Raw genomic sequence first — 15,959 nt, 5'->3', positions numbered from 1 at the left:
ATGACGAAGATCGATGCGCTGAAAGGGTGCGCCCTGGCCGCCGTGGCGATGGCCCTTGCTGCCTGCGGCAAGCATCAGGCGCAAGAAGCGACAGCCTACGACGCCGCTTTTGTTGCCGCGGAGGCGGACAGGGGCAATCTCGTCCCTCTGAAGACGCTGGTCGATGCCTGTAAAAGCGAAGTGGAGAGATACCAGCGGCGAGCCAACGTGTGCAAGAAACTTGAGCACGTTCGCGCAATGCGAAAGCCGCTGAGCACCCGCTTTTGAGCGAGGCAGCGCACCATCCCCCGCGAGATCCCTCCATGGCAAACGAGATCATCGGCGACATTTACGCCAACTTCGAGAGTGCTCTGAATGGCTTCTATGAGGGAGCTGCGACGGGCATTTCGGGCTACGTCATCCCGGTCGCCTGGGTGCTGCTGGGCATCAGCATGCTGGTCTGGTGCTACCTGGTCATGGAAGGCAAGGTGGCCATCCCCGTGACCGACTGGCTGCTGAAGTTCGTCGGGTTCATGCTCGTTCTCCATGTGATGGGCAACGGCTATCTGAGCTGGGTGGCCGCACCGATCTTTCAATTGCCATCGGAATTGACGGCGGCGGCGAGCCGCTCGGCGACCAACGCACCGGATCTCCTGGGCGAGGTCAACCAGAAGATGGTGGATCTGATCTCGGCGTTGTTCACAGCCGCTGGCAGCTTCGCGAGTGAGTTCGCATTTGGAGCGGCCATCGCAGTGTTCCTGCTTGCGGCCTTGGTGACGGTCGCGGCCTATCTTCTGTTGGCCACGGCGCTGTTCGCCATCATCTTCTCGAAGCTCGGGCTGAGCCTTGTGCTGTCCGTGGGGCCGTTCTTCCTTTTGGCGCTGGTGTTGTCGCAGACGCGCAGTTTCTTTTTTTCCTGGATCAGCACCGCGCTCTACTTCGTTTTTTACTATGTGTTCACCGTGCTGTTCGTGTACCTCTTCATGGGGATACTCAATGCTTACCTGGCCAAGCTGTCGGCTCAATTGGGTGGCTCCAACGGCGCGACTGTATCGGAGATGGCGCTCCAGTTGACAGGTGCGAGCGGAACCGGCGCGGGCGTCAATGTCGTGGCGATCTGCGTCCCGGTGATCCTGATTTCCCTTGCAATGTTCTGCATGTTCCTGCAGATCCCGGCGATCTGCGCGTCGATGACGGGGGGCAATGGCGGCACGTTTGTGTCGGGACTGGCGGGCTTGGCGCGCGCTCGGCCGTCCCTGGGCAGGTCCCGCGCCAGGTAGGAGGCAAGATGGCGATCAACGTGTCGAGCGTGTGCGGCAGGGTGTGGATTACCGCGCTTTCCATGGCCCTGGCGGCCTGCAGCGTTGCTAAGACGCCGCCCGGTTGGCCCGCCGGGGAAGCCCGACCCATCAACGTGGCCCCTGCGTCGAAAGTCCCGAAATGACGGACAAGCAGACCTATTTCGCGACGGCCCTGGATTGGGATGCGCAACGCAGGCTGGCGCTGGAGCAGCGAGCCGCGCGCAGCACGGCGATTGCCTGGGTCTGTGCGTTCCTGAGCGGGCTGAGCATCCTCAGCGTCAGCGTGTTGCTTCCTTTGAAGCAGTTCGTGCCCGCGGTTATCCGGGTGGACAACGCGACCGGTGCCTACGATGTGCAGGCGCCGGGCGATATGGTGCGCATCGGCCTGGCACGCGACCAGAAGATCCTCCTGTCGGATGTTGCGCGCTACGTGCTGGCGCGCGAAGGCTTCACCCGCGGCGAGGCCGAGGCGAGCTACAGGACCGCCTACCTGATGTCGTGCGGACCGGTGCGCGCGGAGTGGGACAGCTACTTCAACCCGCAGATCAATGCACAGTCGCCGGTGAAGACCATGAGTGCGACTGACGCCGAGCGCGTTGAGATTCTCAACGTGACGTTCCTGCCGACCGACCGCGACGACCTGCGCGTGGCGCAGGTTCGCTTCGACAAGACAACCACGCGCGGCGTGGCGGCACCGGTGCGCACGCGGTACATCGCCACGCTCACCGTGCAGTACGACCCATCCAATGTTCCGGCCCAGATCAAGGACCTGCATGTCAATGCCTTCGGCTTCTGCGCGCTGAACTATCGGCGAGATCAGGAGGGCGTGCCGCAGATCTTGCCGGGCCCCGGCGCGGCCGCGGCGCCGCGGGAGGCGCGCGACGAGCATCCAGGCTCGGCCTCTTCATCGGCCTCGGCAGCGTTGACGGGACTGCGATGAACCGAGGTCTTCACGCGACGTTGATGGCGGTGTTCGCACTGTCCTCGCAGCTCGCGGGTGCAGAGGTCGGGACGCTGCCCTCGGGGCGCGACGGGCGAATCCAGACGGTGCGTTACACGAACAACGACGTGATCCGCATCTTCGCGGCCGAAGGCGTGGCGACCACCATCGAACTCGCGGCGGGCGAGCAGATCACCGACTTCGCGATGGGCGACCGTGACGCCTGGCACGCGGCGGTCAACGGCAACCTGTTCCTGGTCAAGCCCAAGGACGTGAGGGCCGACACCAACCTGACCTTGTTCACCAGCCGGCGGGCCTACCTCTTCGTGCTCAGGACCACGGCGCGAACGGCCCGCAACGTCGCGTACTGGGTGCGTCTGGAATATCCCGGCGATGCGCAGGCAGGCGGCGCCGACAGGGCGCGGGCCGAACGGCTGCAGGTGAACAAGGACCTGTCAGGCGCAGCGCTGGAAGGCCGCCTCAACAAGGACTACTGGATCGTCGGCGCACGGGAGCTTCAACCGTTGGCCATGCACGACAACGGTCGCCAGACCTTCATGACGTTTTCGGCGGCGCATCCATTGCCCGCCGCGTTCGTGATCGAGCCCGATGGCGGCGAGGGTTTGACGGATTTCCATGTCGAGGGCGACACGATGGTGCTGCACCGGGTGGTCGAACGCCTTCTTCTGCGTCGCGGGAGCCTGGTGGCCGGCATCACCAATCGCTCGCCCGGCTCGCCGACCGAGTCGCCGCCGGGTGGCACCGTGAGCGACAAGGTCCAGCGCGTGATCCGCGCGCCGGGAGGGTGAGGGCGTGTTCAGGACGAAGCACGAACAGCCGCTGGCGGAGGAGGAGCGCGATGGCGTCGTCGAGGCGCCGCGTCGGGCGGCGCCGGGACAGAAGCTCATCCTCGTGGCCACATCGGTGGCCGCCACGCTGTTGATTCTCTTGGGCATTGCAAGCCGCAACAACTACTTTGGCCTGCTGGGCCACGCGCGTTCGGCAAAGGGGGAAGTGCAGGTTGACGCGCGGCCGACAACCATCCCCCAGGTCTCCGTGCCGATGGCCGTGGGCGAGCCGGCCGCCGCATCGCCAGCCTACATCGAGTGCCCCGGGGGGCTGCGCCTGCCGCCGGGCCTGGACTGCCCGCCCGCAAGGACGCCAGCGCCGTCCGAGTCGTCGCCGCCGTCGGGCGAGTCACTGGCCCAGCGCGTGCGCGAGCGCCGGCTCAAGGGAACCATCGCGCTGGGCGCGGCAGGCGGCGCGGGAGCTGCGATGGGAACATCCGCCGTGCCGGGCGAAGGCGGGGTGGCTGCACGGTCTGCGGCTGGCTCCGGCAACACGGCGTTGGGACGCGCCCTGAGCGGCACGGACACTCATGGCGCGCGGGCCTCGGTGATCGCCAACCCGTCCCTCACGTTGGCCAAGGGCACATTGCCGGACTGCACCTTGCTCACGGCGATCCGGACCGACCAGCCCGGATTCCTCAAATGCGTGCTCAGTGCGCCGGTGATGTCCATGGACGGCAAGGTCGTGCTGATGGAGGCCGGGACGACCCTGGAGGGCGAATACACCGCGGGCGTTCAGAGTGGCCAGAGCACGATCTTCACGCTGTGGACGCGCGCGGTGACACCGAAATTCATTGCCGTGCCGTTGGCTTCTCCGGGCACCGATGCACTGGGGCGGGCCGGGAGTTCGGGCCAGGTCGACAACAAGTGGATGGAGCGCTTTGCCGGCGCGGTGTTCTTCTCGCTGTTCGAGGATGCCAAGCAGGTGGCCATGGCGAGGGACGAGGCGCGCGCGGCCCGGCGCGCCGGCAGCCAGACAGGCGACACCTACAACATCGGCGCGCAGGGGACACTTTCGCAGCTTGGCAACACCGACAGCACCACCCAATCAATCGTCCAGGAGATGCTGCGACAGGGCAGTCAGGTACGCCCCAGCCTGTACAAGAACCAAGGTGAGGTGATCCGGATCTTCGTGGCCCGCGATGTCGACTTCTCGGACGTGTTCGAACTGCGCGCGACGCATGCGCCAGATCTGCCATGAGCGAAGGCGAACGCTACATCTCGGTCCTGCTGCATCTGCGCGCGTTGCAGGCGTGGCTGAATGATCCCGGCGTCAACGAGATTGCCGTCAACGCACCCGGTGTGGTCCAGCTCTGGCGGCAGGGGCAGTGGGAGCAGGTGGAGGCGCCCACGGTCTCCTTCGAGTATTTGCTGACATTGGGCAGCTACCTCGCGAACATCTCCCGCAAGGCCTTCGATGAAACCCATCCGATCCTCTCCGCCCACCTGCCGGGTGGCGAACGCGTCGAGATGACGATGCCGCCGACCGCTGCGCCGGGAATGATCTATCTCAACCTGCGCAAGCACACCAGCCGACCGTTCGCGCTGGAGGAGTTCGTCCGGCAGGGGTATTTCGGGCGCACGCGGCATGTCTTCGCGCCAGGCTTGCCCGACGAAGCCCGTGCGAGCCTTGGCGCCATCCTCGAACCGGCGCAGCAGGAACGGTGGCGCCTCGCGTGCACGGGCAACTGGCATGCCTTTCTCGCGCATGCCGTGTGCGGGCACGAGAACATCCTGGTCTCGGGGGCCACGGGCAGCGGCAAGACCTCCTTCATCCGGGGACTGATAGAGCTCATTCCGCACTGGGAGCGTCTCGTCACAGTGGAGGACACGCCCGAGATGCCGCTGCGCAACCATCCGAATTCGCAGGCGCTGTTCTATCGACGCGATGGCCCGTTCAGCGAGCGTGTTGTGGGTGCCACGGCCAAGGAGGTGCTTCAGGCGGTCATGCGCAAGACCCCTCATCGCGTGATGCTCGCCGAGTTGCGCGGCGACGAGACCTTTTACTATGTGCAGAACGTCCTGAACTCCGGTCATCCCGGCGGCATCACGACCGTGCATGCGAACTCGCCGAGGGAGGCCTTTTTGCGCGTCGCTCTGCTGATCAAGACGTCCGACGAAGGGCGCAGCCTCAGTCTGGAAGACATCCTTCGGCTGCTGCACGCTCTGGTCCATGTCGTGGTTCAGCTGGTGTTCGATCCGGCGTGCGGGCGGCACGTGCCGGCCATCTATTACGACCCCATGCACACCATCGCGCTCGCGCGCTGAGGCGGGAAAGGCCTGGTGCGCGGCATGTTCTATCGCCTCGGAATGCTTGGCAAGGATCCCTCTGTAACCCGGCGGGCGAGCAGGGGTGGACGGACACGGGATGGGTCAGCTTGACGATCAGGTCCAAGCTGCCTCGCGGCCATGATCGGTATGACTGGATGAGGCCTCGGTGGACCCGGCTGGATGCAGCCTGCCTTGTCTCGATCGACCTGGGGCCTGAACGGAACTACGTGCCCGTCTTGAGACTTACGACGAAACGGGCCTGCGGTGCATCCGCTTGGGCTTCAACGGGAAGTTCGGCTTTGATGCAGCCCACGAGCGGTGCCAGCGGCCATTGGCACGCGCTACTTCTCACTGCTGAAAGCCTGACTCACTAAACGCGAAGCCGCGTCCGCTCACAGGTTGACGGGGAATCTTCGACGTTAATTACACTAACGGCAAACGAAACAGACCCACCAAACAGCGGAACACCAACCATTGCGCACTTCAACCAACCAAACCGATGCCGTTAGTGTATTTTAAGATGGTCGAAACCATAGCTCGAAAAGCACGGGCCGATGTCGCCGATCGCACCGGGTGCGTCTCGCCTTGACAGAAGCTTGTCGCGCGAACTGATCCGCCTCCGACAGTCGCGGATTGTCCCAATCGCAGTTCTCGCGGCAGCAGCCGGCAGGGCAGGCCGCAGCAACGTGCTCGAGCGTTTCCTTTCGGAACTTCGTGAGCGTCAGTCAAACCGGAGCAGGCGAAGGCATGACGGTCGGCTCCCGCCCAAGGGGCGGCCCACACACCGAGGTCGACGCCGCGGACGCCTGACGTCATGAAAACGTCTCGCATGCGGCGCCGCTCCTGAAACCTAGCCGGTCTAGATCAGCGGTTCAGGCCGCCGCGGATGCGGGAGCAGCGGGGCTGGACTTCTCGGCGCTGACGCCCGTGGTTCCCTTACTGGACGCCGCGACGACGCGATTGGCACGCTTGGCCTTGACTTGCGGCGCGCGCTTGGCAGACACCGGAGTCGCATTGGTGGCCGACGCCTTTTTTGCACTCGCCGGTTTCGCAAGACTTGACGTTGCCCCGCGCGGGCCTTGGGGAGCGACGGCGCTCGCGGTGCGGGCCGCAGCGGCATCGCTGGGTGACGGAGCCGGCAGGGCGGCCATCTCTGTCTGCTTGGTGCTGGCTTTGGCGCGTTTGGCCGCGACGTTCGTCTTCGCCGGCGGAACGACCACGGCGCCCACGTTGCGTGGTTTGGGCTCAGGGCTTGCGGTGGACGTGCGCTTCCGTGCATCGGTGCTGAACTCGTCCAGCGAACGGCCGACGGCCAGCGCCTCGCGCAACCAGCGCGGCCGCGGGCCACGTCCCGACCACACCTGGCCTTCGTCATTGGCAAACCGGGGAGCCGCAGTCTTGTTGTCGGACTTGGCCACGGCCTTTGCGGGCTTCGCGTTCTTTACCGCAGGCTTGCCGAAGCCCAATTGATCGGGCGTCAGGCCATAGTGGGCAATAGCCACCTTGATGCGATCGACCACGCCTTTGAGTTCTGCGTGACGCAGCGCATCAGCTTCCTTCTGAAGCTTCTCGATCTGCTTGGTAATTTGCGCGAGGGTTTGTGCCATACCTAGAGTCCTATTGAACAATTGAAGAGCGGAGCATAGCTGCTGGAGGCTGCGGGGCTTCGCGGTGTTCCAATTGCGGGCCGATCTATTACGCCCCGCGCATTCAACGACAATGCCAATTGGCGTTCTTTCTCGCGACATTGTGGGTGGCGCGCATTGCTTTCAAGCATGCAGGACGAGCACTGCGCCCCCATTCATTGCCGACGGAACCGCGGTCGCGCAACCTCCACCAGACTCACTCTCATGTCTCGTCATTACCTCGATGTTCCGTACAGAGCCAAGGACGCGGCCAAGGCGCTCGGTGCGCGTTTCGACGGCTCGGTCAAGCGTTGGTATGTTGAAGCCGGGGTCGACCTGGTCGCCTTCTCTGCCTGGCTGCCTGCAGGCACCGCAGTTGTGGCGGGCGCCAGCCCCAGCCTGGCGATCCGATCGCAGGTTGAAACCGGCCTGGCCAGCGCCAAGCAGGGCATCGCGTTGTCGCGACTGCTCAACGGCGTCGCATCGACCATTGCCCAGGCATTCGCCAGCGGCATCTGGACCATGGTGGAAGTCAATGAAGCGACCGTGCGCAATGGCCACGTTTACCTGGAGGTCGCCGAACGGGACGGTGCGGGCCAGCCCATCGCCCGTGCACGCGCCATGATCTGGGCCGCCACCGCATCGCGCGTGCTGCCGGAATTCGAGAGAGCCACCGGCGCGATGATCGGCGCGGGCATCAAGCTTCTTGTGCGCGCCCGGCCGGTGTTCAAGGCGCAGTACGGGCTCAGCCTGGAGATCGATGCGATCGATTCGGAATACACCCTTGGCGACCTCGAGGCGCGCAAAAAGGAGATCCGGAGCCGGCTTCAGCAAGAAGGCGTGTTCGAGCGCAATCGCCGACTTTCGCCGCCGTGGGATTTCCGGATCGTTCTGGTCGTCGCACCGCAAGACGCGGCAGGCCTGGGCGACTTCAGGAAGGAAGCCCAACGGCTGGAACAGTTCGACGTCTGCCGGTTTGTGTATGCGCACAGCCGCTTCCAGGGTGAAGGGGCCGCGCGGGAGATCGTCTCAGCCGCCAAACGCGCGCTTCGGGACTTGCAGGAGGACGACCGCCCGGATGCCATTGTGATCATTCGCGGCGGTGGCGCCGTGAACGACCTCGCTTGGCTGAACGACTACGAGCTCGCCCGTTTCATCTGCGATCAGGACGTCCCCGTGCTGACCGGCATCGGGCACGAACGCGACAGCACGCTGCCTGACGAGGTTGCCCATTTGCGATTCGACACGCCCAGCAAGGTCATCGGCGGCATCGAACAGCAGATCATGCGTCGCGTCGCCGAGACACGCGCAGCATTCGACGCGATCCTGAATGTCGGGGCGCAAAAGGCGCGCTTCGCACGGCTGGGGATCGAGCGCCAAGAGGCTGGAATCCGGGTTGACGCGCGCGGTCACCTTGCCCGCGCCAAGCAGGACACCACCGCCGCACTCCATGCGATGTCGGCAAGCTCGGTAAGGCACGTGCACGACGCATCTCGCCAGAGTTTGGCGAAGTTCAATGAGGTGCGCTCCAATGCGTTGCATTCAGTCGCAGCGGCCAAACAGCAGGCGCCTGCGTTGATGACCGACATTCGCCTTGGTGCGCTGGCGAGCCTGGGGGAGGGCAGGGCGGCCACGCGCGTCGCACTCAACACGGTGGTCGACCGAACAACAGCGGTCGCACGCAGCAATGCACAGGCGGCCGACGACCGTCTGCAGCGTTTGGGAGAGCGCGCCGGCCACGCCGTGCAATCGGCCCGACGCAATTCACAGGCATTGATGCGCGAGGTCGCCGGCCAGGGGCCGGCCAAGACGCTGAACCGCGGTTTTGCGATCGTTCGAAATGACGATGACCAGCCTGTGACATCGAGCGTGCTGGCCGAACAGTCGCGCGCACTCCACATTCAATTCAGGGACGGTTCAATCAAGGTTGCAGCCAGTCCCGCCAGAGCACGAAAGACAACATGAACCAAAGAACTTTCAAGGACGCCTACGGGGTGCTTCAGAAGCATGCGGAAACCCTGCGCGACCAGGAAGACCCGAACATCGATGACCTGCTGACCATCGTCACGGAGTCGGTCGAGGCGTACAAGGTCTGCAAGGAGCGCATCGATGCGGTAGAAGCCGCGCTGAAGGCCGCGCTCGACGGCGCCGGTGTCGGAGTTCCGCCGCAAGCCGCGCCGGTGAAGTCCAGCCCACCGGCTTCCCCGTCGCCCTCGACCGAGGTGCAGGACGACGACATCCCCTTCTAGCGGATGTGTCCTGTACCCCATCCCGATGAAATCCGCCTTTTCTTCCGAGAACGCGATGTTCATCTGCGCTACGAGGCGGCTGAGCAAGGTCACCATGAAGATGTCACGCGCCACTTCCGCCATCCGCGCCCAAACGCGACAACAGCCAGCCCTTGCTGGTGCCGAGGGTGTTTCGACAGGAATTCTGTCGGCCAGTGGCTATACGGACGTCTGCATTCGACAAGGTCCGATCTGCGCGGCGAAACAGTTCAACTTCACCACCTTACTGGTGGTCGGTTTGGGTGCCCTCGCGTATCAACGCCGGTATTGCTACGAGCACCGAGTCGATGCCCAGGCCGCGCTCGCCAAATGAGACGGCGAGGAAGCACCCTCCGGGTCCCTGGATCAATGCAAGGGCGCCCGCATCGACCTGTTGATTCCGGCTTTATGCTGAAAGCTTCGGCGCGGTCACACGCCCGCGGAGGTGTTCCTTGCAGCCATGAGCCAGAAATCCTTAATGGATGTATTCACCATCTACACGAGCAAGGTGCGAGACATATCCACTGACCTTCTTTACGGTCGCGGGCGCCTTCGCGTAGTTCCGGCTTGCACCCTTGAGAGAACGACCGCGCAAGAGCTGTTGGTGTTTGGCGTGCGTGCGAACTTGCTCAGCATCCCCACCCACGAGCTCTGTGACTTTCTCAGATCTCGCATCGCAGGCAGAACCGCCATCGAGATCGGTTCCGGACATGGCGGTCTGGCGCACGCCTTGTCCATCCCTGCCACTGACAATCGGCAGCAAGAAGATGAGGGCATGACGTCGTACACGACGAACTTGGGCAGCCCACGATCCGCTAAGGCGACCACGTGGACAAGCTCGATGCTGTCGCCGCCGTGGCCAAGTACTGGCCGCAGGTCGTGGTCGCATGCTCGGTCACCCACCGTTTCGATCCGGACCGCCCGGAGCAGGCGGAAGCCTCACCGGTGTGGACGAGGCCTCGCTGATTGCATCGTGCGAGGACTACATCTTCGTTGGCAATGAGCGCGTGCATGCGCAGAAGCCCATTTGGCAACTGCCGAACGAGAAGACCACTCCACCATGGCTGTTTTCGCGCGCAGTCAACGGGAGCCGCGATTTCCTTGCGATCTGGCGTCGATGAGGGCGGCCTGCGCTGCGCACGCATCTGCAACGGTCGTCGCCTCGCCTGCCAGAAGCAGACGCAGATAGAGCTTTCTGCACCCGGGGCGATTGTGATGGAGGGCAAATGACGTGGTCAGCTCCAGTCGATAGTGCCGACGCCCCATAGACTCGCCGTCGATCGCCATCTGCCTGTATCTCGGCCAACGGCGCGGCAGCGGATGGCTGACTGATCGTTCGATGTGGTGGGCGCCGGCTCGAATGGCTGGAGGTTCGAAGGGCAGGGCAGACAGCTCTGGTGACCGACTGACCGCTTCCGATGCGGCTGCGGCTGCATCGTTCGTCGACTCACGTGACAGTTTCAATGTGACCAGCGCGCGCGATGCGGACGGTGAAACCCAACCGCGTGAGCAGGGGACCCCGCGACGTGCCTCCCCAAAAAACCTCCTCACATCGCTGCGCGGAGGCCAATCCATCGAAAGACGATGGAGGAGACAACAGGGACGGGACCTCGTGGTCAGGTCAGTGGAGTTCGTCCAGCTTTTTCGCTGTCACAAAACCCGACAAGACGACGGCGGCCAATGCAACGAGGCAGAGCAAGAGCGCGGACATTTGGAACTCCGGGGATAAATACAGTTGCGTCGATTATAGGGTAAACCCTAACTCTTGCAATAATGGCTCGGCACCGCGCCGCCGCTGTTCCCGCGCACCGGTCCACGGGGACGAACTATGGTGGCACGCCACTCGATGAACGGAGTGAAAACACGATTGGGGCGGAAGACGACATGAAGCGAAAGCGAAGGCGATCCGATCCGATCCGATCCGATCCGATCGAACGCGGCAAGGCAGCGAGCTTCTCGCCGATGCCGCGGCTTGCAGAGCGCCGCCTCAGGCCGTGCCAAACATCGCTTCAGGTAGTCCTGGCACATCGACCTCCACTGCCAGCAGGGCGCCGGCCATCGGCTCACTCGCGAGCACCTCGGGCGGGATCATCTTGGTGGCCGTGCTGATATAAAGCGTCTTCAGGTCGGGCCCGCCCAGGCACACGCAGGTAGGGTGCGTCACGGGCAGCTCGATGACGCGGTCAACCGCGCCCGAGGGCGCATAACGCACCACGCGGTGCCCCGCAAACACGGCGTTCCACACAAATCCTTGGCTGTCGACGCAGGCGCCGTCGGGGCGGCCGCACTGGTCGGCATAGTCGACAAACACGCGCTTGTTCGACAGCGCGCCGCTATGCACGTCGACGTCGAACGCGAACAGCTTGAAGCGCCGCGTGTCCGACATGTAGAGCGTGCGGCCGTCGGGCGACGCGCACACGGAGTTGGTCACGATGATGTCGTCGAACAGCCAGTGCGCCGTGCCGTCGGGCTCGACGCGGTAGAAGCTGCCGAGCGGTTTCTCGATGGCGGCGTCCATGGTGCCGATCCAGAGACGGCCCCGGCTGTCGCAGCGGCCGTCATTCAGGCGGGTGCCCTTGTCGATGGGCTCAATCTCGGCGATGCGTTGGAGCGCCCGCGTGGCAGGGTCGAAGCGGTGGAGCGTGTTGTCCAGCGCCAACACGAAGCCGCCTTGCCGGTGCAGCGCCAGGCTGCCAAGGTAGGTGCTCTGCGGAAACTCGAACACCTGGTGCTCGCATATGCGCTCGTCGAAGGACTGCAGCTTCGGACGCTCGATATCGATCCACCAGATGCGTTGGGTGCGCGGGCACCAGATCGGCGTTTCGCCGAGTTGGTCACGGGCGCTGACGAGGCAACGCACGTCGCCGGTCATGGCAGCTCGATGCGGCGGATGTCGCCGAGCAGGAAAATGTACGACAGCGCCCCCAGCAGCGCCAGCACCGCCATGAAAGCTAGTGCCCAGACGAAGGAGCCCGTCGCGCCGACAATGAAGCCAATCACCAGCGGCGTGGTGATACCAGACAGGTTGGTCATGAAGTTGTAGATGCCGCCCGTCAGGCCCATGAGCGTCGTGGGCGCGATGTCGGCGATCACCACCCAGCCCAGGCCGACCATGCCTTGGCCGAAGAAGGCGAGCGACAGGATGGCGATGACCACTTCGTCGCGGTCGACGTAGTTGGCGGCCACGATGGTCGAGGCCAGCAACAGGCCCGCCACGATGGGCAGCTTACGCGCGAGGTTGGCTGAGCCGGTGCGCGTGAGCAGCTTGTCCGACAGCCAGCCGCCGAACATCACGCCCACGCCGGCCGCGATGAAAGGCAGCACCGCGAAAAAGCCCACCTTTACCCAGCCCATGTGGCGCTCGGTGGCCAGGTAGGTAGGGAACCAGGTGACGAAGAACACCAGCGTCGCGTTGCCCGCGAATTGGCCGATGCTCGCGCCCCAAATCTGGCGGTACGACAGCAGCAGGCGCACGTTGGCCCATGAAAAGGGCACCGTTTGCTCGCGGCGTGCGGCCAGCCCGCCTCCGGCTGCTATGTGGTCGAGCTCGGCGCGGTTGGCCCAGCGGCTGTCTCCCGGCTCGCGATAACAGGCCCACCACACGACGCCGAAGGCGAGGCCCACGGCACCCACGATGATGAACAGCGCCTGCCAGCCATACATGCCCATGATGTAGAACAGGAGCGGGCTGAAGAACGCGAGCCCTACGTACTCGCCCACGGTGTAGATGCTGGTGGCGCGCGCCCTTTCTTTCTGCGGGAACCACGTGCTCACAATGCGGCTGTTGGCGGGGAAGCAGGGCGCCTCGGACACGCCCAGGCCCAGCCGCATCGCAACGAGGCTGTAGAGCCCGGTTGCAAAACCCTGCAGCAGCGTGAACAGCGACCAGAAGGTCAGCGACAGGAAGTAGGTGAGCTTGTTGCCGAAGCGGTCGAGGAACACACCGCCTGGGATCTGCGCGGCCGCATAAGTCCACGCGAAGGCCGAGAACACGAAGCCCATGACGGCAGGCGATAGCCCCAGATCCTTCGACAGCGTAGGCGCGGCAATGCCGAGCACGGTGCGGTCGAGGTAGTTGATCATCGTGCCGGTGGCCAGCAGCGCGAGAATGCCGAACCGCGCACGCGTCGGCGCCTCGGTGGTTGTGGCGCCTGCAGCGCCGGTGGCGGTGGTGGAGTTCATGTCTCGGTGTTCGTTGAAGAAGGGTGGCGGGCCACGAAGCGCAGCACGGTGTCGATGACGTTGCGGCGCAGGCGCGCTACCACGTCGGGCGCATCGAGCTGGATGTCGAACAGCGCCGAGAAGGTGTCGCGGTTGGATACGTTGTAGAAGCTCATCGCACTGATCTGCCAGTGGATGTCGACCGGCTCCAGCCCGCTGCGGAACACGCCCGCTTCAACGCCCCGCCGATAGATGAGTGCCACGCGCTCGACGGCGGCCGCGCTCAGCTCGCGGATGACCGATGACTGTTGCAGGAAGCGCGCGTTGTGGATGTTCTCTATGGTCACGAGCCGGACAAAATCGCGGTTCTCGAAATGATGGTCGAAGCGGAAGGCGACCATGCGGCGCATAGCTTCTTCGGGGTTGACGTGATCGAAGTCGAGTTCGCTCTCCACACTGCGTACGCGGCGGTAGACGCTTTCGAGCACGGCCGAGTACAGACCTTCCTTGTCTCCGAAATAGTAGTAGATGAGGCGCTTGCTGCAGTCAGTCTTGCTGGCTATCTCATCGACGCGTGCGCCGGCCAAGCCGTGCGCGGAAAACTCGGCCGTTGCCACATCGATGATGTTCTGACGATTGGCTTCGGGATTGACGATGCGGGGGATGGGCATTTTTATGTACTGATTGGTACACAGGAATGTACTAGTTAGTACATCAACGGCCAATCAGGGTATCTACCGAGTCGCGGAGCGGGACTCGTCTCGCCAGATGTGGAGGGTGCGGACAGAAATTTGGACTACCAAGAGTTCTGGAGGCATGCCGCTGGCGTCCTGCTTGCGCGCGTCGACAGTCCCGCTGCGTTCACAGCCTGCGCACCGGCTCCATCCCCAGCGTCAGCCAAATTGCGCTCGCCGAGCTTCTCGCAGGCCAGTGGCGCCGAAGTCTGCGTAGCGAGCCCTTCCAGGCCAAAGGCGAGCTTGGCAACGCCCGGCGCGAGTTGGTGATTGCTGGGACGACAGCGCCTTCGGGAACCAAATCACTGGCGCATTCGGGGACATCACTATTCATTCGCCACATTCACAATTTAAGCAATGCGTGTTATGTTAAACAATGTACTCGTCAGAACCTGCGTGAGATAGCCACTATGTCGCCAGCGGCAACCAGCGAACTCGTCGGCGTTGCCTCCCGCCCCCCGGTGAATTGGCTGAGGGGCTGAGCGTCCATCGTTGCACCGACTATGCCGGCGCCCCGAGGAGCTCGCTGAGATTCAAGCTCCGGTACCAAGTAATGCCCTGCTGCTCACAGGTTCCTTTTTCATAGCGAACGTGAAACTGCCCGGACCGTTTCAGGAGTTCTCGCCAGCTCTTGCAGAGGTACTTCCGCGGCCGTTGCTCGGGGTGGGAAATCCGTATCGCCTCCAGCGCAATGTCGAGCCGGGTCATCTGCCCTGGAGCCGTTTGGTCTTCCTGTCGGCGAAACAGTTGGACGGCGGTGCAGTTTGGTCAGTCGACCGTACCGTCCGGCAATATGCCGTGAAAGTATCTCAATGCATCAAATCAAACGAGATCTCTTCCGCTAGAGTTTGAACCAAGTTGGCCATCGTTAGTCATGTTTCCCAATTATGCAATTTTCGGAGCATCATGCTGACTACTTTGAAGTTCTGAAATATTTTCTTGTATTTTTTGGACATCTGTTTACGGCTTAAAAGGTATCTGGAGGTACTTTAGAAAGCTGTCCAAGCTCGCGCCTCGCACGTCGGCATGCTAGGCAAATACCGCGCCGTCGTGTCGAGGTTCGTCGCAGAAAGGCTAGTGCCTTTAGTTGCACTGTATTCGGGGTATCGACCGAAAACTTTCAATCACCGCATGGTTAGGTCAAGACCCATCCTGTTGCAAAATTCAAAAGTGAGGAACAGCACAAAGAACGCAGAAGCGACGAACGCCGCGCCCACCTTAATGGATGTCAGCAACACTGCAGCTGTCTTTTGATTCTTGTCTTTCTGACCTCGATCGTAATGCCACTTGACGGCCAAATACATGCCGACGCTGAGCACGAGGACCTTGAAAATAACAAAAGAGATAGGGATTGAATTCATGATTTAAAGAGTATTAATCGTGACAGACGGCGAATTGCCCGAGTGCGGCGAGTAGTTCAATAGCCCCATAAAAAACGGAGAACCGATCGAACAAAACAGTTGTGGTGGCTAAATGGTCGTGCGCGGGGCGCCTCAAAATGCACGCAAGACCTGGGTCGCAAGACGGAGCCGTCTGCCGGCACCACAGAAGCACTCTCATCGTGCTGTCGAGTGTTCATCTTCCAGGCTGATACGTACAGAACCAGATCGGCTGAAAATTTCCGTATCAGATGCGGAGAGGCCGATAGTCGCTCCGGGGCACGCCAACGTCTGATATGACAATCTTGGGAGCAGTCCCGAACGACCGTATCAGAAGGAGATCCCCATGAACCGCTACGAGAAGCTTGCTGACAACTTCGCTCAGCGCATTCGCGCGGGTAGCCTGAAAGCGAACGATCGCCTTCCCTCCGTACGCGAACTGAAGTCGCAAATG

15 protein-coding genes are annotated in these 15,959 nt (G+C 63.0%); 10 read left to right on the top strand and 5 right to left on the bottom strand.

Features of this window, described 5'->3' with window-relative positions; genetic code table 11:
- From AC0IYU_RS25090 to virB11, 6 genes are all read left to right on the top strand, one after another.
- Positions 1-267, top strand: a complete 267-nt coding sequence (locus tag AC0IYU_RS25090) for a hypothetical protein (protein WP_472122424.1) — start codon at positions 1-3, stop codon at positions 265-267.
- 35 nt (positions 268-302) lie between these two features.
- The gene (locus tag AC0IYU_RS25085) at positions 303-1,259 is read left to right on the top strand and encodes a TrbL/VirB6 family protein (RefSeq protein ID WP_472122421.1); all 957 of its coding nucleotides are present in this window, start codon (positions 303-305) and stop codon (positions 1,257-1,259) included.
- A 160-nt stretch (positions 1,260-1,419) separates the two neighbouring features.
- Positions 1,420-2,220 carry a VirB8 family type IV secretion system protein gene (locus tag AC0IYU_RS25080; RefSeq protein WP_472122418.1) on the top strand — a complete coding sequence of 267 codons (801 nt, stop codon included), beginning with the start codon at positions 1,420-1,422 and terminating at the stop codon, positions 2,218-2,220.
- Between the two features lie 23 nt (positions 2,221-2,243).
- The gene (locus tag AC0IYU_RS25075; protein ID WP_472122415.1) at positions 2,244-3,029 is read left to right on the top strand and encodes a TrbG/VirB9 family P-type conjugative transfer protein; all 786 of its coding nucleotides are present in this window, start codon (positions 2,244-2,246) and stop codon (positions 3,027-3,029) included.
- A 4-nt stretch (positions 3,030-3,033) separates the two neighbouring features.
- Positions 3,034-4,269 (top strand): TrbI/VirB10 family protein, encoded by a 1,236-nt coding sequence (locus AC0IYU_RS25070; protein ID WP_472122413.1) that lies wholly within the window; start codon positions 3,034-3,036, stop codon positions 4,267-4,269.
- Complete coding sequence (virB11, locus tag AC0IYU_RS25065) at positions 4,266-5,336, top strand: P-type DNA transfer ATPase VirB11 (RefSeq protein WP_472122410.1); 1,071 nt, start codon at positions 4,266-4,268, stop codon at positions 5,334-5,336. The genes AC0IYU_RS25070 and virB11 overlap by 4 nt, the downstream gene beginning before the upstream one ends.
- A gap of 875 nt (positions 5,337-6,211) precedes the next feature.
- On the opposite strand, the gene AC0IYU_RS25060 is transcribed toward virB11, so the two are convergent.
- Complete coding sequence (locus AC0IYU_RS25060) at positions 6,212-6,946, bottom strand: H-NS histone family protein (RefSeq protein WP_472122407.1); 735 nt, start codon at positions 6,944-6,946, stop codon at positions 6,212-6,214.
- Between the two features lie 243 nt (positions 6,947-7,189).
- Here AC0IYU_RS25060 and xseA point away from each other — a divergent pair, with 243 nt between their 5' ends.
- The 4 genes from xseA (at position 7,190) to AC0IYU_RS25040 (ending at position 10,197) form a co-directional block, all read left to right on the top strand.
- The gene (gene xseA / locus AC0IYU_RS25055; protein ID WP_472122405.1) at positions 7,190-8,929 is read left to right on the top strand and encodes an exodeoxyribonuclease VII large subunit; all 1,740 of its coding nucleotides are present in this window, start codon (positions 7,190-7,192) and stop codon (positions 8,927-8,929) included.
- Positions 8,926-9,213, top strand: coding sequence for an exodeoxyribonuclease VII small subunit (xseB, locus tag AC0IYU_RS25050; RefSeq protein WP_472122402.1), 288 nt, complete (start codon positions 8,926-8,928; stop codon positions 9,211-9,213). Before xseA ends, xseB begins: the two co-directional genes overlap by 4 nt.
- Positions 9,214-9,238: 25 nt before the next feature.
- On the top strand, positions 9,239-9,565 hold the full coding sequence (locus AC0IYU_RS25045) for a hypothetical protein (protein WP_472122399.1): 327 nt from the start codon (positions 9,239-9,241) through the stop codon (positions 9,563-9,565).
- A 494-nt stretch (positions 9,566-10,059) separates the two neighbouring features.
- A complete protein-coding gene (locus AC0IYU_RS25040) occupies positions 10,060-10,197 on the top strand; it encodes a hypothetical protein (RefSeq protein WP_472122396.1) in 138 nt (45 codons plus the stop codon).
- A gap of 1,021 nt (positions 10,198-11,218) precedes the next feature.
- Here AC0IYU_RS25040 and AC0IYU_RS25035 read toward each other — a convergent pair.
- The 4 genes from AC0IYU_RS25035 to AC0IYU_RS25020 all read right to left on the bottom strand — a co-directional run bounded on the left by AC0IYU_RS25035 (position 11,219) and on the right by AC0IYU_RS25020 (position 15,487).
- A complete protein-coding gene (locus AC0IYU_RS25035; RefSeq protein ID WP_472122393.1) occupies positions 11,219-12,103 on the bottom strand; it encodes an SMP-30/gluconolactonase/LRE family protein in 885 nt (294 codons plus the stop codon).
- Positions 12,100-13,413, bottom strand: coding sequence for an MFS transporter (locus AC0IYU_RS25030; protein ID WP_472122391.1), 1,314 nt, complete (start codon positions 13,411-13,413; stop codon positions 12,100-12,102). The genes AC0IYU_RS25035 and AC0IYU_RS25030 overlap by 4 nt, the downstream gene beginning before the upstream one ends.
- Positions 13,410-14,063, bottom strand: coding sequence for a TetR/AcrR family transcriptional regulator (locus tag AC0IYU_RS25025; protein WP_472122361.1), 654 nt, complete (start codon positions 14,061-14,063; stop codon positions 13,410-13,412). Before AC0IYU_RS25025 ends, AC0IYU_RS25030 begins: the two co-directional genes overlap by 4 nt.
- 1,187 nt (positions 14,064-15,250) lie before the next feature.
- Positions 15,251-15,487: a hypothetical protein gene (locus tag AC0IYU_RS25020; protein ID WP_472122358.1), complete on the bottom strand. Its 237-nt coding sequence runs from the start codon at positions 15,485-15,487 to the stop codon at positions 15,251-15,253.
- Positions 15,488-15,959 lie beyond the last annotated feature (472 nt).

It is taken from the genome of Variovorax sp. AC103 (assembly GCF_979254005.1).
This window is presented reverse-complemented; position numbering and strand designations above follow the sequence as displayed.